20 protein-coding genes are annotated in these 25,706 nt (G+C 70.7%); 10 read left to right on the plus strand and 10 right to left on the minus strand.

Annotated elements, in window-relative coordinates; genetic code table 11:
• Nucleotides 1-300: 300 nt before the first annotated feature.
• Both WMF33_RS12550 and WMF33_RS12555 read right to left on the minus strand, forming a co-directional pair.
• Nucleotides 301-1,197, minus strand: a complete 897-nt coding sequence (locus tag WMF33_RS12550) for a LysR family transcriptional regulator (RefSeq protein ID WP_437337348.1) — start codon at nucleotides 1,195-1,197, stop codon at nucleotides 301-303.
• A 299-nt stretch (nucleotides 1,198-1,496) separates the two neighbouring features.
• Nucleotides 1,497-2,183 (minus strand): hypothetical protein, encoded by a 687-nt coding sequence (locus tag WMF33_RS12555; protein WP_437337349.1) that lies wholly within the window; start codon nucleotides 2,181-2,183, stop codon nucleotides 1,497-1,499.
• 726 nt (nucleotides 2,184-2,909) lie between these two features.
• Here WMF33_RS12555 and WMF33_RS12560 point away from each other — a divergent pair.
• From WMF33_RS12560 to WMF33_RS12575, 4 genes are all read left to right on the plus strand, one after another.
• A complete protein-coding gene (locus WMF33_RS12560) occupies nucleotides 2,910-3,809 on the plus strand; it encodes a hypothetical protein (RefSeq protein ID WP_437337350.1) in 900 nt (299 codons plus the stop codon).
• The gene (locus WMF33_RS12565) at nucleotides 3,809-5,686 is read left to right on the plus strand and encodes a hypothetical protein (protein WP_437337351.1); all 1,878 of its coding nucleotides are present in this window, start codon (nucleotides 3,809-3,811) and stop codon (nucleotides 5,684-5,686) included. Before WMF33_RS12560 ends, WMF33_RS12565 begins: the two co-directional genes overlap by 1 nt.
• A 198-nt stretch (nucleotides 5,687-5,884) precedes the next feature.
• Nucleotides 5,885-7,168 (plus strand): PAS domain-containing protein, encoded by a 1,284-nt coding sequence (locus WMF33_RS12570; protein ID WP_437337352.1) that lies wholly within the window; start codon nucleotides 5,885-5,887, stop codon nucleotides 7,166-7,168.
• A 201-nt stretch (nucleotides 7,169-7,369) separates the two neighbouring features.
• Nucleotides 7,370-8,443 carry a cyclase family protein gene (locus WMF33_RS12575; RefSeq protein WP_437337353.1) on the plus strand — a complete coding sequence of 358 codons (1,074 nt, stop codon included), beginning with the start codon at nucleotides 7,370-7,372 and terminating at the stop codon, nucleotides 8,441-8,443.
• A 34-nt stretch (nucleotides 8,444-8,477) separates the two neighbouring features.
• On the opposite strand, the gene WMF33_RS12580 is transcribed toward WMF33_RS12575, so the two are convergent.
• Nucleotides 8,478-9,254, minus strand: a complete 777-nt coding sequence (locus WMF33_RS12580) for an NAD(P)H-dependent oxidoreductase (RefSeq protein WP_437337354.1) — start codon at nucleotides 9,252-9,254, stop codon at nucleotides 8,478-8,480.
• 143 nt (nucleotides 9,255-9,397) lie between these two features.
• Between WMF33_RS12580 and WMF33_RS12585 the strand changes: the two genes are divergently transcribed.
• Both WMF33_RS12585 and WMF33_RS12590 read left to right on the plus strand, forming a co-directional pair.
• Entirely contained in the window at nucleotides 9,398-10,300 is a 903-nt protein-coding gene (locus WMF33_RS12585; RefSeq protein WP_437337355.1) for a LysR family transcriptional regulator, read from the plus strand.
• An 82-nt stretch (nucleotides 10,301-10,382) separates the two neighbouring features.
• A complete protein-coding gene (locus WMF33_RS12590) occupies nucleotides 10,383-11,639 on the plus strand; it encodes an FG-GAP repeat domain-containing protein (protein ID WP_437337356.1) in 1,257 nt (418 codons plus the stop codon).
• A gap of 24 nt (nucleotides 11,640-11,663) precedes the next feature.
• Here WMF33_RS12590 and WMF33_RS12595 read toward each other — a convergent pair whose 3' ends face one another.
• A complete protein-coding gene (locus tag WMF33_RS12595; protein WP_437337357.1) occupies nucleotides 11,664-12,593 on the minus strand; it encodes a LysR family transcriptional regulator in 930 nt (309 codons plus the stop codon).
• A 108-nt stretch (nucleotides 12,594-12,701) separates the two neighbouring features.
• Between WMF33_RS12595 and WMF33_RS12600 the strand changes: the two genes are divergently transcribed.
• Together WMF33_RS12600 and WMF33_RS12605 are read left to right on the plus strand one after the other, a co-directional pair.
• Nucleotides 12,702-13,433, plus strand: coding sequence for an SDR family NAD(P)-dependent oxidoreductase (locus WMF33_RS12600; protein ID WP_437337358.1), 732 nt, complete (start codon nucleotides 12,702-12,704; stop codon nucleotides 13,431-13,433).
• On the plus strand, nucleotides 13,423-13,740 hold the full coding sequence (locus WMF33_RS12605) for a DUF1330 domain-containing protein (RefSeq protein ID WP_437337359.1): 318 nt from the start codon (nucleotides 13,423-13,425) through the stop codon (nucleotides 13,738-13,740). Before WMF33_RS12600 ends, WMF33_RS12605 begins: the two co-directional genes overlap by 11 nt.
• A gap of 248 nt (nucleotides 13,741-13,988) precedes the next feature.
• On the opposite strand, the gene WMF33_RS12610 is transcribed toward WMF33_RS12605, so the two are convergent.
• Nucleotides 13,989-15,521, minus strand: a complete 1,533-nt coding sequence (locus WMF33_RS12610) for a hypothetical protein (RefSeq protein WP_437337360.1) — start codon at nucleotides 15,519-15,521, stop codon at nucleotides 13,989-13,991.
• A gap of 487 nt (nucleotides 15,522-16,008) precedes the next feature.
• Nucleotides 16,009-17,853, minus strand: a complete 1,845-nt coding sequence (locus WMF33_RS12615; RefSeq protein ID WP_437337361.1) for a CBM96 family carbohydrate-binding protein — start codon at nucleotides 17,851-17,853, stop codon at nucleotides 16,009-16,011.
• Between the two features lie 857 nt (nucleotides 17,854-18,710).
• Here WMF33_RS12615 and WMF33_RS12620 point away from each other — a divergent pair.
• Nucleotides 18,711-20,465, plus strand: a complete 1,755-nt coding sequence (locus WMF33_RS12620; protein ID WP_437337362.1) for an N-acyl-D-amino-acid deacylase family protein — start codon at nucleotides 18,711-18,713, stop codon at nucleotides 20,463-20,465.
• Nucleotides 20,466-20,605: 140 nt separating this feature from the next.
• Here the strand turns inward: WMF33_RS12620 and WMF33_RS12625 are convergent, their stop codons facing one another.
• Nucleotides 20,606-21,577 carry a hypothetical protein gene (locus tag WMF33_RS12625; RefSeq protein ID WP_437337363.1) on the minus strand — a complete coding sequence of 324 codons (972 nt, stop codon included), beginning with the start codon at nucleotides 21,575-21,577 and terminating at the stop codon, nucleotides 20,606-20,608.
• Nucleotides 21,578-21,784: 207 nt separating this feature from the next.
• Here WMF33_RS12625 and WMF33_RS12630 point away from each other — a divergent pair, with 207 nt between their 5' ends.
• Nucleotides 21,785-23,761, plus strand: coding sequence for a RecQ family ATP-dependent DNA helicase (locus WMF33_RS12630; protein WP_437337364.1), 1,977 nt, complete (start codon nucleotides 21,785-21,787; stop codon nucleotides 23,759-23,761).
• Nucleotides 23,762-23,911: 150 nt separating this feature from the next.
• Here WMF33_RS12630 and WMF33_RS12635 read toward each other — a convergent pair whose 3' ends face one another.
• The 3 genes from WMF33_RS12635 to WMF33_RS12645 are packed head-to-tail and all read right to left on the minus strand — an operon-like array spanning nucleotide 23,912 to nucleotide 25,636.
• On the minus strand, nucleotides 23,912-25,087 hold the full coding sequence (locus WMF33_RS12635) for a WD40/YVTN/BNR-like repeat-containing protein (RefSeq protein ID WP_437337365.1): 1,176 nt from the start codon (nucleotides 25,085-25,087) through the stop codon (nucleotides 23,912-23,914).
• A gap of 1 nt (nucleotide 25,088) precedes the next feature.
• The gene (locus WMF33_RS12640; RefSeq protein WP_207217829.1) at nucleotides 25,089-25,367 is read right to left on the minus strand and encodes a MoaD/ThiS family protein; all 279 of its coding nucleotides are present in this window, start codon (nucleotides 25,365-25,367) and stop codon (nucleotides 25,089-25,091) included.
• 44 nt (nucleotides 25,368-25,411) lie between these two features.
• Nucleotides 25,412-25,636 (minus strand): hypothetical protein, encoded by a 225-nt coding sequence (locus WMF33_RS12645; RefSeq protein WP_437337366.1) that lies wholly within the window; start codon nucleotides 25,634-25,636, stop codon nucleotides 25,412-25,414.
• Between the last annotated feature and the right edge of the window lie 70 nt (nucleotides 25,637-25,706).

The following is a 25,706-nucleotide window of genomic DNA, read 5'->3' on the forward strand; positions in this document are numbered from 1 at the left end:
GCCAGCGTTCGTTGGCGATTCGTCAGCGAGCAGAGCGACAGGGCCTGTGATGACGGCACGCCCGGCTCGGCGACGACGCGCCGGGCCCAGTACGGTGGAGGGACCACCGGAGCGGGAGGCCCGGCGGCAGGCGTACGAAATCCGCCCGCGACCGCTCGAGAATCACGTCCAGAGTATGCCTCGCTACCCGGAGCGGCGCCAGGCGGCGATCTGGAACGGCGGCGTTCGAGGCGTGGAACGAGGCGGCATCACGCTCTTCGCGTCGAGCTGCATCTTTATGATGGGACGTCCCGAAATGGGTCACGACGGCGCGGCATCGACCTCGATGGGTCGGCTGGCCAGGAGGTCGTCCAGCAAGGCGCGCAGCGCCAGCGATTGGCGGGCGGCCCGGGTATACAGGGCGGTCGCTTGAATCACCGGCATCTCGACGTCGGGGAGCAGGCGTACCAGCGACCCTCGCTCCAGGTCACGCGACGCGAGGAACTCGGGGACGAGGGCGATGCCCAGCCCGGCCCTCGCCGCGTCCCGCGTGACGATCATGTTGCTGGTGCTCATGCGCCAGGGGACGCGCACGGTCTCCCCGCCGATCTTCCACTGGATGATGTCGGGCCGCGGGACGACGACGGCGTGCCGGGCGAGGTCGGCGGGCCTCCGGGGCATGTCGTGCTGCTCCAGCCAGCTCGGCGAGGCGACGATGACCATCGAGATGTCGGCCAGCTTGTGGCTGATCAGCGCGCTGTCCTGGATCGCCCCCATGCGGATGGCCAGGTCGTAGCCGTCGTTGACCAGGTTGACGCGCCCATCATCGAGGCGCAGGTCGACGCGGACCGCCGGATAACGCCTCATGAACGCGAACACGCGGGGCGCGATCGCCGCCTGGCCATAGGCGACGGACGCCGTGACGCGCAGCAGCCCGGAGGGGGCCGCGTGGCGGCGCTTGACCTCGGCGGTCGCCAGCTGCGCGTCTCGAACGATGGGCTGGACCCTGTCGAAGAACCGCCTGCCCGTATCCGTCAGGCTGAGCGCGCGCGTGGAGCGGATCAGCAGCGGCGCGCCGAGCCGCTTCTCGAGCAGCGCGAGGTTGCGGCTGATGGTCGCCTTGGGCAGGCCGAGCGCCCGGCCGGCTGCGCTGAGCGAGCCTTCCTCGACGATGCGCACGAACATCGACAGACCTGACAGATCATCGGGCTCCCTCAATGTTCCACTCCTCGAACGCGGCCATTCCGGGGCGCCGCCTGGCGCCGCCGCGGGCATCTTCGCACACTCTGGACGTGATCCTAAGCGTGGCGGCGGCGGCGGTGGGGCCCGCACATGTTGGGCTCGAGGCGAGGGGGCTGCTGCGCAAAGGACCGCGGGGAGCGCGCCGAGCTCGCCTCGCGTGGCCAGCCTGGGTTGGGCTCGGCGCCCGCCGCGGCGAGGGTGCGGCTGCCGGCGGCCGCGAGAGCGCGACGGCGCGCGCGGGGTGAGGCGCGCTGCCGCGCACCGCGCGCTCGCTCCTACAGGCGCTCGATGATGAAGCTGCGGGCCTTGTCGTCGAAGCCGTGGGGAGCCAGGTTCGCGTCTGCCGTGAAGACGCGTGACTCCGGCGAAGTCCAGAAGTACCCGTCGTAGAGCGTCAGCTTGAAGCCGGGGGGGACGCGGACGGAGCTGACCCGAAAGTCCCATGGGCCGTTGAAGAAGAAGTTGCCGCCGACGCTGTACACGAACGATTGGCCCGAGAAGTTGGCGTTCTCGTAGAAGGTCACCACGTCCAGCTGCGGGTCCGAGGCGTGCGCGACGACGATGCTCGAGATGATCTCGTCCGCGCTCACGGACACGCCGTTCGTGCCCGCGGCGAGGTTCGTGTCCGAGGTGAAGACGTACGCCCCCTCCTCGAAGTTGGCGTTGAAGAAGACCGTGGCCCGGAGCCCGGCAGGGACCCTGATCGAGCTCGCGCGGTCATTGCCGATGATCGTCAGGTCCTCGACGTCGTAGCGCCCGATCCCGAAGCCCTGCGAGACGCCGGAGAAGTCCGAGTGCTCATAGAGCACCACCTCGTCGCCGATGATGGCGGACGAGCGCGGCTCGAGCGCCTCGAGCGGCTCGTCCGACGCATCGGCGACCGCGCAGGCCGAGGAGAGGCCGAGCGCGGCGCCCGCGCAGACCACGATACCGAGTTGATTGCCAAATTCCCTTGTCTTCATCCTGCCTCCACATCATTATCCTGTTCAGGCCGTCGACCGCGCCGAGCGAGCCCGCCTCCGCCAGGCGGCTGCCAGCGCCATCGAGGGCAATCCAGCGCTCGTCTGCGCGCAGATGGACGGGGGCCGTGGTGACGGCATGCCCGGCTCGGCGACGGCGTCTCCGAGCAGACCCATGGGCGCACCGGGCGAATACGGTGGAGCGGCCGCCGCAGCGAGAGGCCCGGAGGCGGGCGCTCGAAATCCGCCCGCGACCGCTCAAGAATCACGTCCGGAGCATGCCGCGTTACACGGAGCGACGCCAGGCGGGGATTTGGAACGGCCGCGTTCAAGGCGTGGAACAACGCAGCATCGCGCGGTTCGCGTCGAGCTGCATCTCGATGATGCGCGCGCCGCTGGAACAACGCCGTCCACGCCTCGTCATCGGCACGAGCTGGATATCGGCGCTTCCGGAGAGATTCGCTGGATACCGGCGCTTGCGGAGAGATTCATGGCGATCGCGATAGCCCGGAGAGGGAGTGACTACGGCTCGTGTGCCAGCGGCGCGGTGTGCCCTGCATGGGGAAGGCGCCGTGTCACGCGCCCGCGGGCGGCGGCGGACGGTCAGCGCGCTCGTCGCCGGCGCCCGCGAGCGATGCGCGCGTTGCGCACGTTCGTGACGCGCCTTCGCGCTTGACGGTGGATCGTGGAGTCGGCGACCTTTGCGTAACCTACGCTACAGGAGCCTTCATGCGCCATCGGTTCCCCATCATCGCCACGTTGACCGCCGTTTCGCTGTTGCTCAGCGCGAGCGCCCGCGCCGCCGACGGAGAGGACGAGGTCACGCTCAAGAACGGCGGCACGATCCGGGGCACCGTCGTCGCGTCCGAGCCCGGGGAGAGCGTGAAGATCATCGAGCTGGGCGAGAAGGAGGTGCGCGTCATCCCGTGGTCCCAGGTCTCGGACGTGGAGCGCGGGAAGTTCGCGGAGAAGAGCGCGGCGCAGCCCGGCGCTGCGGGGCCGGGCTACGGCGCCGCGCCGCCGCCGCAGCCGGTCCCGGCCCCTGAGCCGACGCTCGGCGCGCCCGGCGTCGTGCGGCTGCACGTCGACAGCCCGACGCCCGTGCGGGTGGTCGAGGAGGCCTCCACGACGTACGGCGCCTACGGCGGCTACGGCTTTGCCGTCCAGCAGATCCGGCCCGTCTGCGTCTCGCCGTGCGACAGGGTGATCGACGGCAGCGACGGGCGCCGGTTCTCGCTCTCGCCGGAGGACATGCCGCCGCCGGCGCCGTTCACGCTCGCGCAGATGACGGGCGACGTCACGCTCCACGTCGACCCCGGCAGCTACGGGCGCCGCACCGCCGGGTTCTGGCTCACCCTCCTGGGCACCACCGCCGCGGTCACGGGAGGCACCCTCATGCTCGTGAGCTCCCTGAGCTCATCGGTCGACGACTCGGGCTCGGCGGAGCCGAAGGACAGCGGGATCTCGACGCCGGGCCTCGTCACGGTCATCGGCGGCGGCGTGGCGCTCGTCGGCGGCATCGTGCTCATGGCGACGTCGGGCACGTCGGTCTCGCTCGAGCAGCGCGACGCGAGGCCGGCGGGCAAGGCGGCGCGGGCCAAGCCGCGCTACTGGCTGGGCGAGTTCTGATGCGCCCGCGCCGGCTCCGCGCGCTCGCCGCGCTCGCGCTCGGCGCGGGCTGCAGCCACGCCGCGACGCCCGCCAGCGCCCCGCGCAGCCCCGAGCAGCCCGCGGCGTCGGCGCCGCGACGGACGTTCAAGCTCGACGACGGCGCCATTGAGGACGTCGTGCGCGCGGTGAGCGCCGCGCGGCAGCTCGCGCCGCGGAGGCCGGTCGTCGTCGAGCGGCTCGACCGCGCGCGCTTCGTGGAGCGCCTGCTCGGCGGCCGCGACGCGGAGCCCTCGCCGGGCGGCGCGCTCAGCTCCGAGGCCGCGTTCCTGCTCGGCTTCGACTTCCTCCCGCAGCCTGGAGAGCGCGGCGGGCTCTCCACCGTCGACGAGGTGCTGGAGGAGCAGGTCGTCGGCTTCTACAGCCGCGCGACCGACAAGGTCTTCATCCCCGACGTGCCCCTCGCGTCCGAGGACGAGCTGCTCGAGCAGCGAGCGGTGCTCGCGCACGAGGTGCAGCACGCGCTCCAGGCGCAGCGCTTCTCCCGCCCGCCCGAGGCGGCGAGCGCGGACGAGGCCATCGCGCAGCTCGCGCTCATCGAGGGCGACGCGATGGTGGCGATGGGCGCGTGGCTCGGCGCCGAGGCCGGCGCGCCGGTCGGGCGCACGCTGCGGCGGATCGTGGAGGTGACGAAGCGCGTCCCGCTCGCGAGCGTCACGCGCGGCGAGGCGAGCAGCAAGCTCGACAGGGCGCTCGACGTGACGCGCAAGCGCCTCGAGTTCCCCTACCGCGACGGGATGCTGCTGGTCACCGACGTGTATCGCGCCGGCGGGTTCCCGCTCGTCGACAAGATGTACACGCGCTTCCCGCGCAGCACCGAGCAGGTGCTGCACCCCGAGAAATACCTCGCGGGCGAGCCCCCGCGGCCCTTCGCCGATCCGAGGCCGCCTCCGGGGTACGCGCTGTCCACCGCCGACACGCTCGGCGAGCTCAGCACGCGCGTCCTCCTCGAGCGCTGCGCCGGCGCGGACGTCGCCGAGCGCGCGGCCGCCGGCTGGGCGGGCGACCGCTTCGGCGTGTTCGTCGGGCCGGATCGGCGCCTCGCGACGGCGTGGATCAGCGCGTGGGACACCGAGAAGGACGCGGAGGAGCTCGAGGCCGCGCTCGGCCAGAGCGCGGCCTGCTGGCGGGAGAACGCGCTCGGCCTCGAGCGCGGCGACTACACGATCGGCGCCAACATCGCCGTCCACCGCCGGGGCAAGCTCGTCGCGTTCGTGCGCGGCTTCCCCGCGCGCGCCGAGGCCGCGCTCGCGTCGCACCTCTTCACGCTCGCCGGACCGGAGCCGGTCCCCACGCCGCTCGCCGGTCTCCCGATCCCGCCGCGCGTCCGCCTCCCCGAGCCGGAGCCGGGCCGCCTCGACGGCGACGTGTACCGCAACGAGTGGCTCGATGTCGTCGGCCGGGTGCCGCCGGGGATGCTCGGCCGGCTGGGCGGCGATGTCGAGTTCGTGATCGAGCGGCCCGGCACGCTGGCGCACGGCGGAATGTCGGTGTCCACGCGCATCACCAGCGATGTCGAGAACGAGAAGACCTTCGGCGAGGTGCAGGCGTCGTTCGCCCGCGAGGTCGCCGCGCACTCCATGCGCGTCGAGGCGCTCGGCGGCGGCCCGGTGGCGACGGCGCTCGGCGCGGGCATCGAGCGGAGATGGCGGGTCAGCGGTACGTGGGTGGAGCTCCGGCTCGTGCTCGTCCCCATCTGCGCCGGCACGGGGTCGATCGTGTTCGTCCAGGCCTACGGCGACCCCTACGCGCGCGGCGTGCTCGACGGATGGATGGAGAGCTTTCGCTGGACCCACGGGCGCAATCTCACCGCGTGCGACTTCCTCGATCCGAAATGAGGCTCTGCCAGCCGGGGGCAGGTCACGCTGGTGGGAATCGACGTGATCGATGCGATCGATGCGATCGATGTCTCCACGACGATTGAATTTCCCCAGACTGTGCGCCATGCACGCCAGGGCTGCTCTCAAAACTCTGGACGTCGAGGAAGATTGTGATCCATCTCAGCGTGGATCTAGGATAAAATCCCCCCGGAGGCGATGAGCGAGCAGCAGGAGACCGTGGCGCTCGAGGCGGAGCTGGGCGCGTTGAGGAACGAAGTGCAGCGCTTGCGCGCCCGCAACGCCGAGCTGGAGGCGGATCGCAGCCTCCCGGGGCGCTTGCTCGACGCGCTGCCCAGCCTCGTTTACGTCCTCGATCTCGAGGAGCGGCGGTACGTCTACGTGAACCGGGAGCTCGCCGAGCTCGCCGGAGGGGGCAGCGGCGCCGCGGCGGGCCCGCTCCGCGGCGACGGCCTTTCCTCGATGTTCCATCCGGACGATATCGGCCGTATCGAGGAGTACCGGGCTCGCGTGGCCGCCTCGGAGAGCGGGGAGCCGGCGACCGTGGAGTACCGCGCGCGCGGCCGCGACGGGGGCTTTCGCTGGTTCTTCGAGCGAGGCGTCGCGCTCGGCCGCGGTACGGAGGGCCCGGGGCGCCGGATGCTGGGGTCGGCGCACGACATCACCGCGCGCAAGCACACCGAGCAGATGCTCGAGCGGAGCGAGAGCCTGCTCCACGCGTTCCTCGAATACACACCGTCGATGATGGTCGCGGTGGACGTCGAGGGCCGGCTCCTCCTCTTGAACCACGAGATTGAGGCCTATTACGGGATGAGCCGCGAGGAGCTGCTCGGGAAGGTCGTCTACGACCTCCTCCCGCCGGCGGCGTCCGCCTCGATACGAAAGGCCAATGACGAGGTCGCAGCCGCGGGGCAGCCGGGCGCCTCCGAGCACGTGCTCGTCTATCCGGACGGTCCGCGCAACTACCTGTCGACCAAGTTCCCCATCCGCGACGCCGAGGGGAAGCTCTACGCGGTCGGGACGGTGTCGGTGGACATCAGCCGGACCAAGCAGGCCGAGGCCGAGCGCGCGGAGATGCAGCGGCGGCTCATCGAGATGCAGCAGGCGACGATCCAGGAGCTCATCACGCCGCTCTTGCCCCTGGCGCGCGGCGTCGTCGCGATGCCGATCGTCGGGACCGTCGACCCCGCGCGCGCCCAGCAGATCCTGACGACGCTGCTCGAAGGGATCGCCGCCCGGAAGGCCAGGATCGCGATCCTCGACATCACCGGTGTGAAGGACGTCGACGCGCACGTGGCGCAATCCCTCGTCGGCGCGGCGCGGGCCGCGGGGCTGCTCGGCACCCGGGTCGTGCTCACCGGGATCAAGCCGCAGGTCGCGCAGACGCTCACGATGACGGGCGCGGATCTGAGCGGCATCGTGACCAAAGGCACCCTGGAGAGCGGCATCGCCTACGCGCTCCGCGCCCGTCGCCGCTCTTGACCGAGCGCGCTCCCACCGTGAGGCCGGGTGGTCGCGCGTGCGCGCAAAGCCTCCACGGCGCCGGCGGAGCGCGCGAGCACCGCCGAAGAGCGGTCCTCCAGCGTCCTTAATCGTGTACGATGTGGAGGACATGCGTCCGCGCCCGTACCGGAGCGCGGGGCGCTGTCGGGACAACGTGCGATGTAGCCCAGGAGGTTGTCGATGAAGCCTGGAGTGATTCCGTTACGAGGCGCGTTCGTGGCGACCGTGGCCGTCAGCCTGCTCGGAGGCGCGGCGCTGGCGCGCGGCGTGCCAACGCTGGCTGCGTATGATCCGATCCCTGGCCCCTCGCCGTGGGGCCCTGACGACGAGGCGGGCGCCTCCAACACGCAGACGGACGACAAGGTCCTCGAAGGCAAGCGCCTGATCAAGGAGGGCAAGGTCTATCGCCTGGGCCACGTCTACGAGCCGGGCATGGCGACGTTCCCCGGCAACCAGGGGCTCTCCCTGGACGCCGGGCCGATGTCGCTGATAGCGCAGCAGGTCACGAACTCCGAGGTGATGCACGGGGAGTTCGGCCAGATGGGGACGCAGTTCGACGCGCTCGGGCACTTCGGCTACATCCCGCCCGGGAGCTCGGACCCCGACGACGCGCTGTTCTACAACCAGTTCACGGGCGCCGAGGTCATGACCGAAGACGGGCTCGCGCACCTCGGCGTCGAGAACGTGAAACCCCTCGTCACGCGCGGCGTGCTGCTCGACGTCAAGCGCCACGCGAACGGCGGGGAGACGCTCGCGTGGGGCCAGGAGATCACGCTCTCCATGGTGATGAAGACGCTGCGCGCGCAGAAGATGGACGCGCGCGACATCGGCGTCGGCGACGTCGTGCTGATCTTCACGGGCTGGGAGGAGAACTGGGAGCTCGGCACCGAGGGGTTTTACACGCAGCCGGGCGTGGGGATGGCCCAGCCGGGGATCGGGCTCGAGGTCGCGAAGTGGCTCTCCTCGAAGGGGATCGCCTGCGTCGGGTCGGACAACTTCGGCATCGAGGTCACCCCGCCGAAGCCTCCGGTCGCGCCGGGGGTGGTCTTCCCGGTGCACCATCACCTGCTCGTGAAGAGCGGAATCTTCATGCAGGAGGCGATGGTGCTCTCGGAGCTGGCCGCGGATCTGGCCGCAGAGCTCGAGGACCGGCCGCACGGCCACAAGAGCCCGTACGAGTTCTTCTACGTCTACAGCCCGCTGCCCCTCCGGGGCGCGTCCGGCTCGCCCGGGATTCCGCTCGCGATCCGGTGAGCGTATCGGCGCGCTCGATCCGGGCTCGGCCTGCTCAGGCCCGGTGCAGCCGGAGGCCCTGCTGTCCCGCCCCGAGCCCGTCCTTCAGCCGCATCGACGGGATCTCGTAGTCGCCGTGATTCTGCGGCCGATAGGCGATCGGCCGATCGGTGAACAGCCCCGCGAGGCGCCGGTCGAGGTCGGCCGCGATCGTCCGGAAGCGCGCCTCGTCCACCCGCTCGGCGCGGTAGACGACGAACGGATCCAGCACCGAGAAGCCGGGGTAGAAGAGGATCCCGTGCTGGATCGGGAACAAGAGGTCGTCGATCGGCCCGTTGATGCCGCGCTCCGCGTAGTGGTCGGCCCAGCCGCCGGCGGTGAGCACGAGCATGGCGCGCTTGCCGGCGAACACGCCCTCGCCGTAGCGGTCGCCCCAGCGCCGGTCCGAGTGCTCGCCGACGCCGTAGGCGAAGCCGTGCGCGAACACCCGCTCGACCCAGCCCTTCAGGATCGCCGGCATGGAGAACCACCAGAGCGGGAACTGGAGGATGACGGCGTCCGCCCAGAGGAGGCGCCGCTGCTCCTCGGCCACGTCCGGTGTCTGCGTCCCCTCGGCGAACGCGCGGTGGGAGGCGTCGATGAGGCGCAGGCGGGCGCCTTCTGGCTCGGCCGGGAAGTCGGCGCGGTCGAGCGCCGCCTTCCAGCGTTGCGCATAGAGGTCGGAGACGAGCACCTCGTGCCCGGCGGCGGTGAGCGTGGCGACCATCCGGTCGCGGAGCGCGCCGTTGAGCGAGCGCGGCTCGGGATGCGCGTAGACGATGAGGATGTTCATGGCATCTCCTTTCCGAGGGCGTGTTCGTCGGCTCGCGCGGCGGAGCCCCGGGCCTCCACGGCGCGGCCGGGTCGACGCCTCGAACACTACGCCTCTCCCCGGCATCGTTGAAAACGCGGTTCTTCTGTGCTGCTATCACCCGGGTGGATAGCAGCCGCCTCGACCTGAACCTGCTCGTCGCGCTCGACGTGCTGCTCGCCGAGCGCAACGTGACGAGGGCCGCCAGGCGGCTCAACCTCAGCCAGCCGGCGCTGTCCGCGCAGCTCCAGCGGCTGCGCGAGATCGTCGGCGACCCGCTGCTGCTCCCCGCGCAGCGCGGCATGACGCCCACGCGGCGCGCGCTGGAGCTGCAAGCACCGCTGCACGAGGCGCTGGAGGGCGTGCGCGCCGTGCTCGACGCGGGGGCCGGCTTCGACCCGGAGACCGCCGAGATGACCGTCGCGGTCGCCGCGTCCGATTATGTGCAGTACGCGCTGCTGATGCCGCTCGCGTTTCAGCTCCGGCGCGAGGCGCCGGGCGTGCGGCTCGCGTGGCGGGCCCTCGACGGCGCCCAGCTCGCGGACCAGGCGGAGCGCGGCGAGGTGGACCTCGCCTTCATGACGCCCGACACCGCGCCTGGGCGCCTGCGGAGCAGGAAGGTGCTCGACGAGCGCTATGTCGTCATCGTCCGCCGCAAGCACCCGCTCGTGTCGCGCGCCATCAGCCTCGACCAGCTCTGCGCGCTCGACCACGTGGTGGTGAGCCCGCGCGGCGGCGGCTTCGCGGGCGCGACCGACGCCGCGCTCGCCGCGCACGGGCGCGAGCGGCGCGTTGTCCTGTCCGTGCCCTCGTTCCTGATGGTGCCGGAGATCGTGGCGCGCTCGGACATGGCGGCGCTCGTCCCCGAGCGCGTGGCGCGCGACCGCGCCGGCCGGCTCCAGATCCTCACGCCCCCCGTCCCGGTGTCGGGCTTTGCCATCGCCATGGTGTGGCACGACAGGACAGCCAGGCACCCGGCGCTCACCTGGTTCCGGGACCGGGTGCGAGCGTTCGCGGCGGGCGTTTGAGGCGAGCGGCGCCAATCCGGTCCTTCCGACCGGGATGTTGAGGAGGCCACGACGTGCTAAGCGCTCGGAGATGGCTTCGGGAATGGCGTTATTGTGCTGCACACCGCTCGCCTTGATGATCGCCTGCGCGGCCGAATCCTCGCGCGCGCCCGTCGACGCGGGCACCGACGCGCCGCCCGCGGGCACCGTCACCGCGCCCCCACCGCTCCCGCGTGAGGCCGCCCTCGACGCGCGCTTCGTGAAGATCACGCTGCACCGCGAGTTCACCTGCGAGGGGGCGAGCTTTGCGGACTTCAATCGCGACGGGGTGACGGACGTCATCGCGGGCCCGGATTGGTACGAGGGTCCGGGGTATGGCGCGAGCCATCCCGTGTGGCCGAGGAAAGCCTTCGATCCGCACGGCTACTCGGATTGCTTTTTCGAGTTCCCCTACGACTTCGACCACGACGGGTTCACCGACGTCCTCGTCGTCGGCTTTCCGGGGATGCCCGCGGCCTGGTACCAGAACCCGGGCGACGGCGACGCGCTCTGGGCTCGTCACGATACGCTGCCGTGGCCGATCGACAACGAGGCGCCCCTGTTCGCCGACATCACCGGCGACGGCGTGCCCGAGCTCGTGCACATGTCGGGGGGCGCGCTCGGGATGTCGTCGCCCGGCGTGGACCCGACCGCGCCGTGGGTCTTCCGGGCGCTCACCGAGGATCGGGGGTACGGCGCGTTCACGCACGGCCTCGGCGCAGGCGACGTCAATGGCGACGGCGCGAGCGACTTGATCGAGGCGAGCGGCTACTTCACGCAGAACCCAGAGTCGCCCGACGGCTTGCCGTTCACGCGCGTCGAGCAGCCGTTCGGCGCCGGGGGAGCGCAGATGCTCGTGGTCGACGTGGACGGCGACGGCGACGCGGACATCGCGACCACGCTGGCCGCTCACGGCTACGGGCTCTCCTGGTTCGAGCAGGTTCGAAACGTGGCCGGCGCCGCGTTCGTGGAGCACGTCGTCGTTCCGGGGACCACGCCCGATGCCGCGTCGAGCGTGTTCATGCACGAGCCGCACGCGCTCGCTCACGCCGACATCGACGGTGACCGGCTCGAGGACCTCGTGAGCGGCGAGCGCTTCTGGGGTCATGTGCCTGCCGGCATGCCGGACTTCGACGCGCCGGCCCGGCTCTACTGGTTCGAGCAGGCGCGAGCGGCGGAACGCATCGACTTCCAGCCCGTTCTCATCGACGACGACTCGGGGGTAGGCACCCAGCTCACGGTCGCGGACGGCAACGGAGACGGTCGGCCGGACATCGTCATCTCGAACAAGAAGGGCGCTTTCGTCTTCCTGCAACGCTAGGACACCGATCGCGTCGATAGACCCTCACGCCTTCCTCCGGTGGCGCGGGGCCTTTCCCGCCGGCGCCGCCGCCCCGGCGCCGCAGCGCCGCAGCTCCTCCCAGAGCGCCTGCGCGACGACGCCGTGCGGGCGGTCGCGGCGGCGGATCACGAACAGCTCCATGGTGTCGGCCTCGAACTCGGGGACCTGCAGCGCCACGAGCTCGCCCGTCGCCAGCGCGCCGGCGGCCACGTGCTCGGGCAGCCCGCCCCAGCCCATGCCCGCGAGGATGATCTCCTTCTTCGCGGCGACGTCGGTGACCGTCCAGCGCAGGCCGCCCCCCAGCACGTTCAGGGACGGCGAGGCGCTCCCCCTGGCGCTGTCGCGCAGGATGATCTGCGCGTGCGCCCGCAGCAGCGCGGGCGGGATCGGCGCGCCGCAGGTCGCCAGGGGGTGATCGAAGCGCGCCACCGGGATCACCCGCACGTCGCAGAAGCGCGCGATCTCCACCGCGGACGCGTCGATCCCGAGCCTCGTGGCGACGGCGAGATCGGCGCGGTCCTCGCGCAGCGCGTCGGCGGTGCCGGCCAGCCGCTCGGTGCCGAGCTCGATGCGCACCAGGGGATGACGCGCCTGCGCTCGCCGGAAGATATCCATGATGGGGCCGAGCGGCGTCACCGCGTCGACGGCGAGCCGCACGATCGGCTCCGCCTTGCCCGAGAGGCGCATGCCGAAGCTGCGCAGCGCCTCGGTGCCCTCGATGACGGCCGCGGCGCGCTCGTGGAACAGGCGGCCGGCGTCGGTGAGCGTGGCGCGGTACTCCCGGCGGTCGAACAGCTCGACCCCCAGCTCGCGCTCGAGGTTGCGCACCAGCTTGCTCACGGCCGGCTGAGACTTGTGCAGCCGCGTGGAGGCGGCGCTGAACGTGCCCTCGTCCGCGACGGCGAGGAAGGCGACGAGCTGATCGTAGGTCATGGCGGCCCGGCAGGATCAGAACCTGGAGTTATGGAGTCCATAGAAACATACCACTTTCTTGGTTCGAGGGGCGGTCCTAGGTTGTCGACGCGAAAGGAGCGACACTCCATGTCCACCAGAATCGATCGCGTCATCATCACCGGCGCCAGCAGCGGTATCGGCCTCGACCTCGCAAGGCGCTTCCTGGCCGAGGGGTCGAGCGTCGTCGTGAACGGGCGCGACCCGGAGAAGCTCGAGCGGGCGTCGCGGAGCCTCGACGGGGGCGCGCGCGTCGTGGCCGTGCCGGGCGACGTGGGCGATCGGGCCACGGCGCGGGCCGTCGCCGCGGCCGCGCGCGAGCGCTTCGGCGGCGTCGACGTGCTGATCAACAACGCCGGGATCTTCGGCGTGAAGCCGTTCCTCGAGAGCACGGAGGACGACCTGGAGCGGTTCTTCGCCACCAACGTGAAGGGGACGTTCCTGATGACGCAGGCGGCGGTGCCGCTGATGATCGAGGGCGGCGGGGGCTCGATCATCAATGTCGGCACGGTGCTCGTCCAGCAGGCCATGGCGCGGATGCCGGCCTCGGCCGCCATGGCCAGCAAAGGCGGCGTCCACGCGCTCACCGTCTCGCTGGCCGCCGAGCTCGCCGGCCACAACATCCGCGTGAACACGCTGGCGCCCGGCGTCATCCGCACGCCGCTCATCGGCGAGGGTGCGGATTCGCTGGCCTCGATCCACCCGCTGCAGCGCGTCGGCGAGGTGCGGGACACGACGGAAGCGGCGCTGTTCCTGGCCAGGGCCGGCTTCGTGACAGGCACGACGCTCGACGTCGATGGAGGCTACTCCCATGGGCGCTGACGGCCGACAGCACGTGCTCCTGGTGGGGCTCCAGATCGCGGACGAGGCGTCCTACGCCCGCTACCGCGCCGGCATGATGCCGATCCTGTCGTCCTACGGCGGCGCCTTCGGCCACGATTTCGTCGTGGCGCGGGTGCTGAAGGGGGAAGCGGGCATCAACCGCGTCTTCACCCTCCTGTTCCCCGACCGCGCGGCGCGGGAGCGGTTCTTCGCCGACGCGCAGTACCTCGCCGTGCGCGCCGAGCTCTTCGAGCCGGCGGTCGCGGCGACCTTCATCCTCGGCGAGTTCGAGGCGACGGCGGCGTGAGCCTCGAGACGCCGACCGCGCCGTAGTAGCTCACGTCGACGGCGTCGACGCCCGCGCCCGGGCTGCCCAGGTCAGAGAAGGCGAAGCGGTTCGCCGCAACGAACGTGCCGCCCGAGCTCCAGCACGTGCCATGGCCATCGAAGCTCCAGCTCCCGCCGCTCAGCGGGCGAAGGCCACTCGCGATGAGGGCGGACGCCGAGGGCTGAGCCGCCGCTACGCGGCGCTTTTACGCGGACCCCTCGACCGGCTCAGCGCTTGAAGACGCTCAGGAACCCGTCCCGGGTGCCGTCCGCAGGAGGGCTGAGACCCACGGCTTCGAAGGGGGATCCGGAGAAGTCGCCGCTGGCGACGACGAAGCGCTCCGAGGTCCCCACGGCCTGCGCGGACGCGGAGACGCCGCTCTTGCCGAGCACCTTGGACCAGATCACCTGGCCTCTCGGGTCAAGCCGCACGAGCAGCGCCGCGTTGACGAAGCAGTCGCCCCAGGCGGGCTGCCCGGTGCACGTGCCGGCCACGGTGACGAGCCCGTCGCGCGCGACCGACACCGCGCTCGGCATCATGTCGGGGAGGCTCACCAGGGTGGCGTCGTCGCCGAGGTCCGCGTCGAGCCAGGCGACGAACCCTCCGTCCTCCGCCGTGGTCTGGCCGCCGATCATCGCGCCAGCCTGGGCGTACCCGGCGACGACCACCCCCGCCCCGTCAGGGCGCGCGGACATCCCGGAGACGCTCACGTTCAGCGGGCGACGCGCGAGCACGGCGTCGAGGTCTTCCGAGTACTTCACGAGGTGACGCCCGCTCCCGAACGTGGCTGTGCCCACGCAGGTGTCCCCTGCTGAATCGAGGACGGCGTAAAGCCCGTCCGAGCCCATGGTCAACCTGCGAAACGACGACGCGCCGGAGGAATCCGCGCATGCTTCGGTGGGGACCGCCGACGCGGCGATCGTCAGCTCCGACGTGTAGCGGTAGATCGCGGCGCCGCTCGGGGACTGGTACGTGCCTCCCACGTACACCGAGCGCGAGTCGCCTGCGGCCAGGGACTCGGCCTCGAACGGCGACTCGAACTCGACGAACACGGGCGGCTGCCCCGGCGTCACCCGCGCCAGGTTGGGGGCGTCGGTCACGGCCGTGTCGCCGAACGTCGTGCTCACGTCGGGGCCGGCGGCGAGGGAGAAGGTGACGAACGCCTCGCCCTGCTCGTTCGCGTCGAGCAGGTGCAGGAAGGAGTTGTACGTGCTGATGAGCGGCCGAAAATCCACCACGGTCAGGCCCGGGAGCGGGCCGAGCCGCGCATAGAACGCGCCGTACTCGTCCGCATAGGACTGGCCCTCGAACGAGATGGCGCCCTCGAAGTCGGCGATCACGTGGACATAGCCAAACCCGTCGAGGCGGATGTCCTGAACGACGACCTGCTCCGTGCCCTGGCTGTCGATCAGCACGCTCCCTGCCAGCTCGCCGCAGGCGCTCGTGTCGCCGTCGCAGTCGAGGTCGAGCGCGGGCGCGTCGCAGACGGCCTTTCCGAACGGCAGCGGCTCCGCGGGGAGGCACTCCCCGGTCGGGAGCCCATCGACGCACGCCCTCGAGCCCATGGCGCAGGCGCCGGGCGCCTCCGCGGCGCAGGGCACGGCCTCGCACTGCATCCCGCCCGCGCCGCCGCCCGAGGAGCCCGTCCCCGTCGCGGCGGTCGCGCCGCCCCCGCCCGCGCCGGGCGTGCCCTCGCCGGCGCCGCAGCCCGCCGAGAGCGTGAGGGTTGCCATCAACGACAGGCGCACGCCGAGGCGCATCCAGAGCTCCTTGCAGGGTGAACGCGCCGGGGCGCGCCGAGGGGGTGGCCACCGGTCAATCGCGGCGCGCGCCGACGACTCGCGTCGCCCGGTCGAGCAGGAGGATCGGCGGCCATGGCGGGAGCTCGCGAGCATACGGAGGTGCGCCGTGTCGATCAACCGCGCCATAGGCGATCCTGTCGGGGGCCCGCTCGATGACCGGCCTCGAACCCATGCGCATGTACGCCGGCTTGTGGACCTGCCGGACGGGTACACCGAGTTCGTCGTTCTCCGGCGCGAGATCTACCCGGTTGCCGCCCGTGACGTAGACGCGGCCGTCCGGCGAGGAGCAGCGTCGGGTGATCGTGCCTCGGGACGGTGGTGCTCATGAGCGGCTTGACGTCGACCGAGTCGGGGTCAAAGAGCTGGTATTCGAGCGTCGACCGCCACAGCTCGCGCGCGAGGAAGTCGGTGGTGTCCACCTTCCTCGTAAGGGTCGCGATGCCACTCAGAGGATCTGGACGATGCGAGCGACCGCGGGGACGCCGAGGTTGTTCAGGATGAACAGCATATAGTGGCCCGGCGGGCAGACGTTGCGATTTGAAGGGGCCGTGACGTTGAGGCCGCCGGTGGCGGTCGAGAAGCTCAGCGTGTTCATTCGTTGGTTCTGGTCGAACGCGTGCGTGACCGACGGAAGCCGGATCCACGTGACGCGGCTGATGGCCGAGGCGTCCGGTGTTCCCACAAAGAACGTCTGGCCGTAGCTCACGCTCGTGGGCGCGGAAGAGATGGTCGGTCGCGGCCCGCGGGACAGGTAATCGGGGGAATAGAACTCCGTCTCGCGCCGCTCCTCTCCGACGGTGTCGCCGCTGCCCTTCCCGGACGTGGTGACCACCCGCCCGTCCGGCAGCAGCACGGCCGTCGAGTGATAGAGCCGCGGGATCTGCATGCTCGCGACGACCGTCCATGCCTCGGTGACGGGGTTCCAGATCTCGGCAGGGAGCACGGCGCCCGCGGGGTTGTTGAAGCCTGACGCGCTGGTCCCTCCGGTCACCAGCACCTGACCGTCCGGGAGCAACGTCGCGTTGTGGTGCCGTCGCGCGACGCTCATCGGAGCGACGTTGCGCCACCGCGGCGTCGCCGCGTTGAGGTCGAGCACCTCCGCCGTCGCTACCGGCGGATTGCCGCCGCCCACGACCAGGACACGGCCGTCGTCGTACATGACCGACGAGGCGTAGCTGCGGAATATTGTGGCGTTGTAGGACGCGATGATGCTGCTCCAGGAGCCGGTCCCCGCGGTGTTGAGGAGGACCGTGTGGCGCTCGGGTCCGGTAACGACGACGCGGCCGTCGGGGGCGAGGTGCGTGAACGAGTACGACGGAAGCTTGCGGAACGCGCCGCTGAGCGTGCGCCACCCGCCGCCGCTGGTCTGCCATACCTGGGGGATCGGGTTTCCATCGTCCAGCGTCATGTCCCCGGTGAGGACCAGCATATCGCCATTTGCGAGCGTCGTGACGTTCCCGTACCAGCGGGGATTGTTCATGTCGGGAACAGGCGTCCAGCTGTTGTCTCGGTAATCGAAGATGTTCGCGTCGCGCAGCCCGGTGCCCATTCCGATCATGTCATGCGGCTCCCCTCCCGCGACGAGCAGCCGGCCGTCCGGGAGGAAGGCGTGGCCCGAGCAACCGACGTTGGTCCGCATGTTGGGAGCAGGGGTGTAGCTGCCGGCCACCGGGTCCCAGATGGTGACCTGCATCCCAGCGTCCTCGCCGTGCGGGAAGAAGAGCAGCTTGCCGTTGGGGAGCATGTGCGCGTGGACGCCCTCGGCAGCCAGGAAAAAGGGCGCGGACCACTGCCCTTGCCCTGCGCCTGGGGTCGTCGTATCGATGATGAGCTGGGGTCGATTCGAGGATGCTTCTCTCGATCTGACGAAGAAGGTGTCTGACGAGCGGGGCACTATCGCAAACGACACGCTGCTGTTCGGGCTCACCGCTGATGTGACGTCCACGTCGACGAAGGTGCCATTGGTCGAGCTCAAGATCGATCCGAGGATCGGGCCCTTGGCAGGCCGGTTATTGTACGTGGTCGTGGTCTCACCCCAGGTCGTCGACGGCACCCTGACGATGTCGGCGCTGTTCGCGGCGTCGTTCGTTACGAACAGCCGCAGGCGCGCGCGCGTGATGGTTCCGACCGCGCCGATCGAGAAGCGCAGGAAAGCCTCCTTGTAGGTGCCCCCGTCGTTGCGATCCGTCTGTAGGGTGGTGGCCGTTCCGAAGTTCGTATTCGCGAACGCGCCTGACTGAACGTAGGTGTCCGCCGTCGGACCGATGCTCGCGGTGAGCGGAGCGGACACCTCCTGGGCTTCTTCGTCCTCCTGTACGACGTTCCCGCAACCAACTGCCACAAGAAAAAGCGGGACAAGAGATCGTTCGCGTCGATTTATGTACATCCTGCACCCCCCCGGGTTTCCTGGAAGTCCGGAGCTTGGTCTGTGCGGGGGGACTGTCAAGCAATTGCGTTTTTGCACAAGGTCGATTTCGGAGTGCCCGGCACCGAGCCGGTCGCCGCCACGGTCACTCCCGCCCAGGTCTTCGCGCACGCCACCCGGTCCAGCAGAAGCAACGGAGGCGCCGCTCGAAGCCAACAGGGCCCCGCAACCCGGCGGCATTCCGGGGCTCGAGAGTTGGGACGGGTTGGATCCATCCCCCCGAGGGGGTGCGATCCGTCGTCACGCACTCCCATAGTCCCCGGGGATCCGACGGATAGCGGCGGTTCGCCCCCGCCGAATCGTCTCGCCAGAAGAACCGGTCGATGACGAGCGATCGCCTGAAAAGTAGCGGTCTTGATGGTTTCCGCCTGTTTCGCCGCCCAGGTCGGCGCCGGTGTGGTCCACGGGTCGCCCTCCGCCGCGCCGCCCGCGGTGAAGGGCGCGCATCATCGCCGGTCCCACCGTACAGCGACGCCGCACGCGCTGGTTGACACAGGAAACCTTACGCGGTCCGCATCCCTCCTGGAAAACTGGCGATGCTGGCCGAGGAGCATCGCGGCGCGTCCTACACGGTATTCGCCACGCGCGACGCCGCCGTGGAATGGCCCCGCCGTTGTTCGTCGGAGGCGGACTCGGCCTGACCCGGGCCACCGCGATCGAACCGGAGCGCGGCGCGCCCCTCCCGCCGCGGCGCCGGCGCGCTCCGTGATAGCCTCGATCGGATGAGCGCGCCCTTCGACGTGACGATCGAGAATGGCCTCTTCTTCGACGGGACGGGCTCCCCGCCCGCGCCGCGGCACCTCGGCGTCCGCGGCGGGCGGGTGGTCGCCATCAGCGAGGCGCCCCTGCCGCGCGGGCCCGGGACTCGGGTGCTCGACGCCGCGGGGTGCTGGGTGACCCCGGGGTTCATCGATCTGCACACCCATTACGACGCCGAGGTCGAGCTCGCGCCGTCCCTCTCCGAGTCGCTGCGCCACGGCGTCACCACCGTGGTCTTCGGCAGCTGCAGCCTGAGCCTCGCGATCGGCACGCCGGAGGATCTCGCGGACCAGTTCTGCCGTGTCGAGGCGATCCCGTACGACGTGGTCCGGCGGATGCTCGAGCAGCGGAAGACCTGGAGCACGGTCACCGACTACTTCGAGCACCTCGACAGCCTGCCTCTCGGGCCCAACGTGAGCTCCTTCCTCGGGCACTCGGCGATGCGAGCGCACGTGATGGGCATCGAGCGCTCGCTCGACCGGACCGCGCGGCCGACGGAGGGCGAGCTCGCGCGGATGGAGGGTATCCTGCGGGAGGCGCTCGACGCGGGCTACCTCGGCATGAGCGTGATGACGCTCAAATGGGACAAGATCGGCGGCAGCCGGCCGATCCGCAGCCGCCCGCTGCCGTCCACCTACGCGCGCTGGTCGGAGGTCCACAGGCTCTGCGGCCTGCTGCGCGAGCGCGGGCGCGTCTTCCAGGGCGTGCCCGACGCGGCGACCAAGGTGAACATCCTCCGTTTTCTGCTGGAGAGCGCCGGCCTCGTGCGCGCCCCGCTCAAGACGACGATCATCTCCCTCATCGACCTGCGCGCGGACCGGCTGGTCTACCGCCTCGTCGGCCTCGCCGCGCGGCTCGCGAACACCTGGCTCGGCGCCGACTTCCGGCTCCAGGCGCTGCCCGAGGTGTTCGACCTCTGGGCCGACGGCATCGATCTCGTCGTGTTCGAGGAGTTCGGCGCCGGCGCGGCGGCGCTGCACCTCGACGACCCCGCGGCCCGCGCCCGGCTGCTCGGCGACCCCGCGTACCGGGCGCGGTTCCGAGCGGAGTGGCGGTCGAGGCTCCTGCCCAAGCTATTTCATCGCGACTTCAACCAGTCGGAGATCCTGCGCTGTCCGGACGAGCGCCTCGTGGGCAAGTCGTTTGCCCGCGTCGCCGAGGAGGAGGGGCGCGATGTCGTCGATGTCTTCCTCGACCTCGTGGCGCAGCACGGCCCGGCGCTCCGCTGGTACACCGTCATGGGCAACGATCGGCCCGGGCCGCTGGAGGAGATCGTCCGGCACCCCGACGCGCTCATCGGCTTCTCCGACGCCGGGGCGCACCTCCGCCAGATGGCGCATTACAATTTCCCGCTACGCATGCTCCGGCTGGTCAAGGACGCCGCCCGTGAGGGCCGCGCGATCATGCCGGTCGAGCGCGCGATCCAGCGCCTCACCGCGGAGATCGGCGACTGGCTCGGGATCGACGCGGGCAGGCTGGAGGTCGGCGGGCGGGCCGACGTGGTGGTGCTCGATCCCGAGGGCATCGACGGCGAGGTGGATCGGGTCGCGGAGGCGCCGGTCGAGGGCTTCGATGGCGTCGTGCGGCTGGTGCGCAGGAACGATCGCGCGGTGCGCGCGGTGCTGGTGAATGGCCGCCTCGCGGTGCAGGACGGGCAGGTGCTGCCCGAGGTGGGGACGCGCCGCGGACACGGGCGGCTGCTGCGCGCGAGGGCCTGAGGCGGCCCGGCGAGCTCGAAATTGAACATGAAGGCGGGAAGGCGGGAAGAAAAGATCAATGATCTTCCTGCCTTCCCGCCTTCATGTGAACTCTCTCCGGGCAAATTGGAGCGCTACCAGAGCTCGCGCGGCGGGGCCGCTCAGGAGCCGGGACGACGCAGCTCCGCGTCAAGCAGCGCGGCGAGCTCGATGATGCGCCGGTCGATCTCCTCCCCCGGCGTCGCCAGCACCCATCCCTCGAAGTCGTCGAACGATCCCTTGAACCGCGTGATGAGCTCCCCGAGGGCCTTCCCCTCCAGCCCAGGCACGAGCCGCATCACCCGCTTCCCGCTGAACTTCGCGTCGATCTGCGCCCGCCGCGCCTCGGCGGCGCGCTCGCGCTCGATTTGCCCGCCGAGATCGGCCTCAGGGAACGCGGCGAGGATCATGGGCAGGTACGACCGCCGGTCCCCGAGGGTGGGCCGCTTGTCGATCCCCCGGGCGCTCAGGTAGTCGATGAACCGCGCCACGGTCGACCGCACGCCGGCGCGCTCCCGCAGCGGGCTCTCGCCATCGTCGAGGTAGGGCGCCACCGAGAAATAAGGGCTCGCGATCACCCAGTCGAACACCGCCGGCAGCGACGCGAACCCCGCCTGCCACGCCCCGTGATCGAGCCCGAGGAAGCCGCAGATCCGCTCGAAATCCTGCGTCACCTCCAGGTCTGCCCGGTAATTGCCCCCCTCGCGCCGGTACACGTAGGCGAGCCCGCGCTCCCCGTACTTCAGGTCGAAGCGCCGGCAGATCCGCCCGATGAAGTTCCCCACGTCGTTGAAGCACATGAAGCTGTACGCGATGTCGAGGTAGCGCTCCGGCACCGGGAAGAAATCGGTCTGCAGCCCGCGGCACACCGTCGAGAACACGTGCCCCACGGCCTTGGTCTGCGTGACCCCGAGGTCGCGCGCGATCTCGGCGCGCACCTCGCCCCAGTCCGGCCGCGACGCGACGATCACATCCATGTCCCCGAAGTCCGGCTTGTCGCCGTAGTAGCGCGGGATGCGGTACTGCCCCGGCAGCTTGACGTCGAGGTAGCGCCGCACCTCGGCCTCGATCGCCAGGTACTCGCCTCGGGGCATCCTCGGTAGGTTGAACAGCTTGCCGCCCATCGCCCAGCTCCGGCCTCGCAGTCTACACCGATCCCCGATCGGGTCGTCCGCCCGCCGCCGCCCGGGCTCGGGCGCCCTCCTGTTTCTCCGTCCAATCCCTGCCTCCCGGTGCCTCCGGGGGTGTCCACGGAAGCGGGGCAGCCCCCCTCGGCGCGCAGGACGTGTAGGATGCGCCCCTTGGACCAGCCGACGCCCCCCCGCCCGGATCTGCTCGACGTGCTCGAGGCGCGGTTCGGGTTCCGCGATCTCCGCCCAGGCCAGCGCGCGGTCATGGATGCCCTGCTCTCGGGCCACAGCGCGCTCGCGGTCTTCCCGACGGGCGGCGGCAAATCGCTCTGCTACCAGCTCCCCGCGCTGCTCCTCGACGGGGTCACGATCGTCATCTCTCCGCTGATCGCGCTGATGAAGGATCAGATCGATTTCCTCACGGCGCGCGGCATCGCCGCGGTCCGGCTCGACTCGTCGCTGTCGGCCGACGACGCGGCGGAGGCGCACCGGGACCTGCGCTCGGGCAAGACGAAGCTGCTCTATGTCGCCCCCGAGCGGTTCGTGAGCGAGCGCTTCATGGCGCTGCTGAAAGAGCTGAAGATCGCCCTGTTCGCGGTGGACGAGGCCCACTGCATCTCGGAATGGGGGCACAACTTCCGCCCCGATTACTTGAGGCTCGCGGACACCGCCCGGGCGCTCGGCGTGCCGCGCGTGCTCGCGCTGACGGCCACCGCGACGCCCGGGGTCGTGCGCGACGTCTGCGCCACGTTCGGCATCCGCGAGGAGCACGCGGTCGTCACCGGCTTCTACCGGCCGAACCTCGAGATCCGCGCGACGGCGGTGAGCGCGCCCGCGCGCGACCGGATCCTGATCGAGCGCCTGAGATCCCGGCCGCCCGGCTCCACCATCGTGTACGTCACGCTCCAGAAGACCGCCGAGCACGTGGCCGAGCAGCTCGCTTCGGCGGGGCTTCTGGCGCGCGCCTACCACGCCGGGATGGACGCGGAGGAGCGCGCGCGCGTGCAGGACGACTGGATGCAGAGCGACCGCGGCGTCGTGGTCGCAACCATTGCGTTCGGGATGGGGATCGACAAGGCCGACGTGCGTTATGTCGACCATTACAATCTCCCGAAGAGCCTCGAGAGTTACAGCCAGGAGATCGGCCGCGCGGGCAGGGATCAGGCGCCCTCGGCGGTCGAGCTCTTCGTGTGCGGCGACGATCTGCCGGTCCTCGAGAACTTCGCTTACGGCGATACGCCGACCGCGGAGGCGCTCCACGGGGTGGTCGGCGCCGTGCTCGACGCGCCCCAGGTGGAGATCGGCCTGCACGCGCTGTCGGCGCGCCACGACGTCCGGCCGCTCGTGCTCCGCACCGCGCTGACCTACCTCGAGCTGATGGGCGCGGTCCGGCAGCTCACGCCGTTCTACGCCGGCTACGAGGTGCGGCTCCACCGCAAGCTCGAGGAGGTCGTCGCGACGGTGAAGGGCGAGCCGGCGCGGTTCCTCGAGGCGCTCTTCGGCCATGCGAAGAAGGGGCGAGTCCTGTACGCGATCGATCCGGCCGCCGCCGCCGCGGCGCTGGACCAGCCGCGCGAGCGGGTGGTGCGCGCGCTCGAGTACCTCGAGCGGCAGGGGCTCGCGGAGCTCAAGGCGTCGGACCTGCGGCACCGCTTCGTGCGCGTCGCGCCGCCGGACGACGCGCCCGCCCTCGTCGGCGAGCTCCTCGCGCGGTTCGCGCGGCGCGAGGACGCGGAGATCGCGCGCGTGCGGCAGGTGATCGAGCTGTTCACCGCGGAGCGCTGTCACGCCGCCGCCCTCGCCGAGTACTTCGGCGAGCGCCTCGACGCCGCGTGCGGGCGTTGCACCTTCTGCCGCACGCGGGTCGCCCTGAGGCTGCCGGAGCCGCCGCGCGCGCCGCCGATGCCGGCGGGGCTCGACGTCGCCGCGTTCACGGCGCTGCGCGCGGCGCACGGGGCCGCCCTGGGTCACCCTCGCCAGGCGGCGCGCTTCCTCTGCGGCCTCTCGAGCCCGGCGACCACCCAGGCCAAGCTCGCGCGCCATCCGCTCTTCGGCGTCCTTGTCGCTCGCCGGTTCTCCGAGGTGCTCGACTGGTGCGCCGGGCTCCCCACCGTCGCCGGCGCTGCCCGCGGCGTCGCGCCTGGTTGACTGCTTGATCGGCTGCTCATCCGCGCGCGGAAGCGACGTGCGCGAAGGTGAAGGGCTGAAGCGGCTCTACGCGACTTTCCCCTCGAGCGCGCGCCGAACGCTGTCGCGGAACGAGGGTAGACCGTTTCGCTTCCCCCGAGCAACCACCTGTCAGGCGAAGCGTACTGAATAGATGGGCGGCAGGTTGTTGGCGACCGCCGTCCACCCCTCTCCGCCGTCATCGCTCACGTAGAGGTTGCCCGTGGTGGTGCCGAAAGCCACGGCCCCGTCCTTGTTGGCGAGCGCGTGGCGGTAGATGACGTCGTAGGCTTGCTCCTGGGGCAGACCGCGGCGGAGCTGCGCCCAGGTCTCACCGCCGTCCGTCGTGCGGGCCACGAAGAGCGCGCCGTCGACGGTCATTCGCTGCATATCCGACTTTCCGGGCACGACCCACGCCGTGCGTCCGTCCTTCGCGTCCGCGGTGATGGGGAAGCCGAAGTGCACGCCTTGTTCTGGGCGGCTCACCTTGCGCCAGCTCTTCGCGCCGTCGCTGCTGTAGTAGATACCCACGTGATTCTGCTGCCAGACATGGTCGGGATCGCCCTCGCATTGCTCGATGTAATGCGTATCGTGGCCCCACTCGGCGTCTGGCTCGGGCGTGTGATCGAGCAGCATGCCCTTGTTGCGCGGTCGCCAGCTCTCTCCGCCGTCCTCGGTTTCGATGACGCCGGCCGTGGACACGGCCACGAGCATTCGCTTCGGGTTGCGCGGGTCCACCACGATGGAGTGGATGCCCGGGGCGAAATCGCCCCCCTCGGAGGCCGGCGTGCCGAACCATTTCGTCTCGCCTCTGCCCTCGCCGGTGAAGAGATCGCCGCCGCGTGACTCGTGGTTCCAGAGCGGCCGGTTGAGCTCGAAGGAGCCGCCGCCGTCGCGGCTGACGAACAAGCCACCAGGGATGGTGCCCACGTAGACCGCGCCGCCGGGGCCGAAGCCGATGATCCAGAGCTTCTGCACCGTGGCCGGGCGCGTGACGATCTTGAAGCCGGCACCGAACTCGCTGCCTGCGTCTTCGTACATGTCCTGGCCGATGTAGCGAGCGCCCTCGGGGTACTTGATCTGGGCGGGGTTGTCATTCCAGGTCTCGCCCTCGTCGGTGGAGACGGACAGCTTGGCTCCCCAGTGGCCGAAGCCGAGCAGCGCCCAGAGCTTGCCCGTATAGGGGTCGCGCGCGACATAGTTCACGCCGCCGCCGGCATGGCCCGCGAGGCGCGGCTTCCACGAGCCGCTCTGCTTCTCGACGACAAACGTACCTTTGCGCGTGCCTAACAGGATACGACTTGCCATCTCATCCTCCGCTCAACGCTTGCAGAATGTGGACCTCGTCGTCGGCAGCGACTGCGTCCGTGAGCCCCTTACGGTCGCGGATCATCTGCTTGCCGACGAAGATGTTGACGTGCGTCCGCAAGCGGCCGCGCTCGTCGCAGATGTAGAAGCCGATGCCGGGCGCGAGCCTCTCCAGCGCCGCGACGACCTCACCCGCTGTCGACGCCGCGACGACGATGGTTTGACCTTCGAGGTGCGGGAAGAAGGTGTAGAGGTGGCGCGTCAGGTGGACAGACGGCATGGTGGGCTTGTCGTACCCCCGGCGCTGTCGCGCGTCAATTGGTTTCACGGCGACTGGGCCGTAGAAGGGGCCTTCGACGTCGGGTCGCCGCTGGCGAGGGCGGAGAGGCGATGAGGGTCGACCGCGGGGAGCTCGGCCAGCCGCGCCGACACGAACCTGGCCGGGAGGAGCGTGCGCCAGGCGAAGCTGGCGCGGGCGGTGCTGGAGCGGGCGAACGAGTCGCTGATCGAGCGGTTGCCGACGCTCGAGCGCTGGCTGATTGGGGTCAACCGGACCGACGAAATCGAGTGGAGCCGGCCAGGTGAAACGGGATGCGTGGTCTGGTCAGCGTCGCCCCGC

This window comes from Sorangium sp. So ce394 (assembly GCF_051474665.1).
Taxonomy (GTDB): domain Bacteria; phylum Myxococcota_A; class Polyangia; order Polyangiales; family Polyangiaceae; genus Sorangium; species Sorangium cellulosum_D.

Bases quoted from the DNA above. Each gene is read 5' to 3' on its own strand.
- WMF33_RS12555 (WP_437337349.1), bottom strand. From the start codon at position 2,183: ATGAAGACAAGGGAATTTGGCAATCAACTCGGTATCGTGGTCTGCGCG.
- WMF33_RS12590 (WP_437337356.1), top strand. From the start codon at position 10,383: ATGGCGTTATTGTGCTGCACACCGCTCGCCTTGATGATCGCCTGCGCG.
- WMF33_RS12625 (WP_437337363.1), bottom strand. From the start codon at position 21,577: ATGCCCCGAGGCGAGTACCTGGCGATCGAGGCCGAGGTGCGGCGCTAC.
- WMF33_RS12570 (WP_437337352.1), top strand. From the start codon at position 5,885: ATGAGCGAGCAGCAGGAGACCGTGGCGCTCGAGGCGGAGCTGGGCGCG.
- WMF33_RS12560 (WP_437337350.1), top strand. From the start codon at position 2,910: ATGCGCCATCGGTTCCCCATCATCGCCACGTTGACCGCCGTTTCGCTG.
- WMF33_RS12635 (WP_437337365.1), bottom strand. From the start codon at position 25,087: ATGGCAAGTCGTATCCTGTTAGGCACGCGCAAAGGTACGTTTGTCGTC.
- WMF33_RS12595 (WP_437337357.1), bottom strand. From the start codon at position 12,593: ATGACCTACGATCAGCTCGTCGCCTTCCTCGCCGTCGCGGACGAGGGC.
- WMF33_RS12575 (WP_437337353.1), top strand. From the start codon at position 7,370: ATGAAGCCTGGAGTGATTCCGTTACGAGGCGCGTTCGTGGCGACCGTG.
- WMF33_RS12620 (WP_437337362.1), top strand. From the start codon at position 18,711: ATGAGCGCGCCCTTCGACGTGACGATCGAGAATGGCCTCTTCTTCGAC.
- WMF33_RS12600 (WP_437337358.1), top strand. From the start codon at position 12,702: ATGTCCACCAGAATCGATCGCGTCATCATCACCGGCGCCAGCAGCGGT.
- WMF33_RS12565 (WP_437337351.1), top strand. From the start codon at position 3,809: ATGCGCCCGCGCCGGCTCCGCGCGCTCGCCGCGCTCGCGCTCGGCGCG.
- WMF33_RS12640 (WP_207217829.1), bottom strand. From the start codon at position 25,367: ATGCCGTCTGTCCACCTGACGCGCCACCTCTACACCTTCTTCCCGCAC.
- WMF33_RS12605 (WP_437337359.1), top strand. From the start codon at position 13,423: ATGGGCGCTGACGGCCGACAGCACGTGCTCCTGGTGGGGCTCCAGATC.
- WMF33_RS12610 (WP_437337360.1), bottom strand. From the start codon at position 15,521: ATGCGCCTCGGCGTGCGCCTGTCGTTGATGGCAACCCTCACGCTCTCG.
- WMF33_RS12580 (WP_437337354.1), bottom strand. From the start codon at position 9,254: ATGAACATCCTCATCGTCTACGCGCATCCCGAGCCGCGCTCGCTCAAC.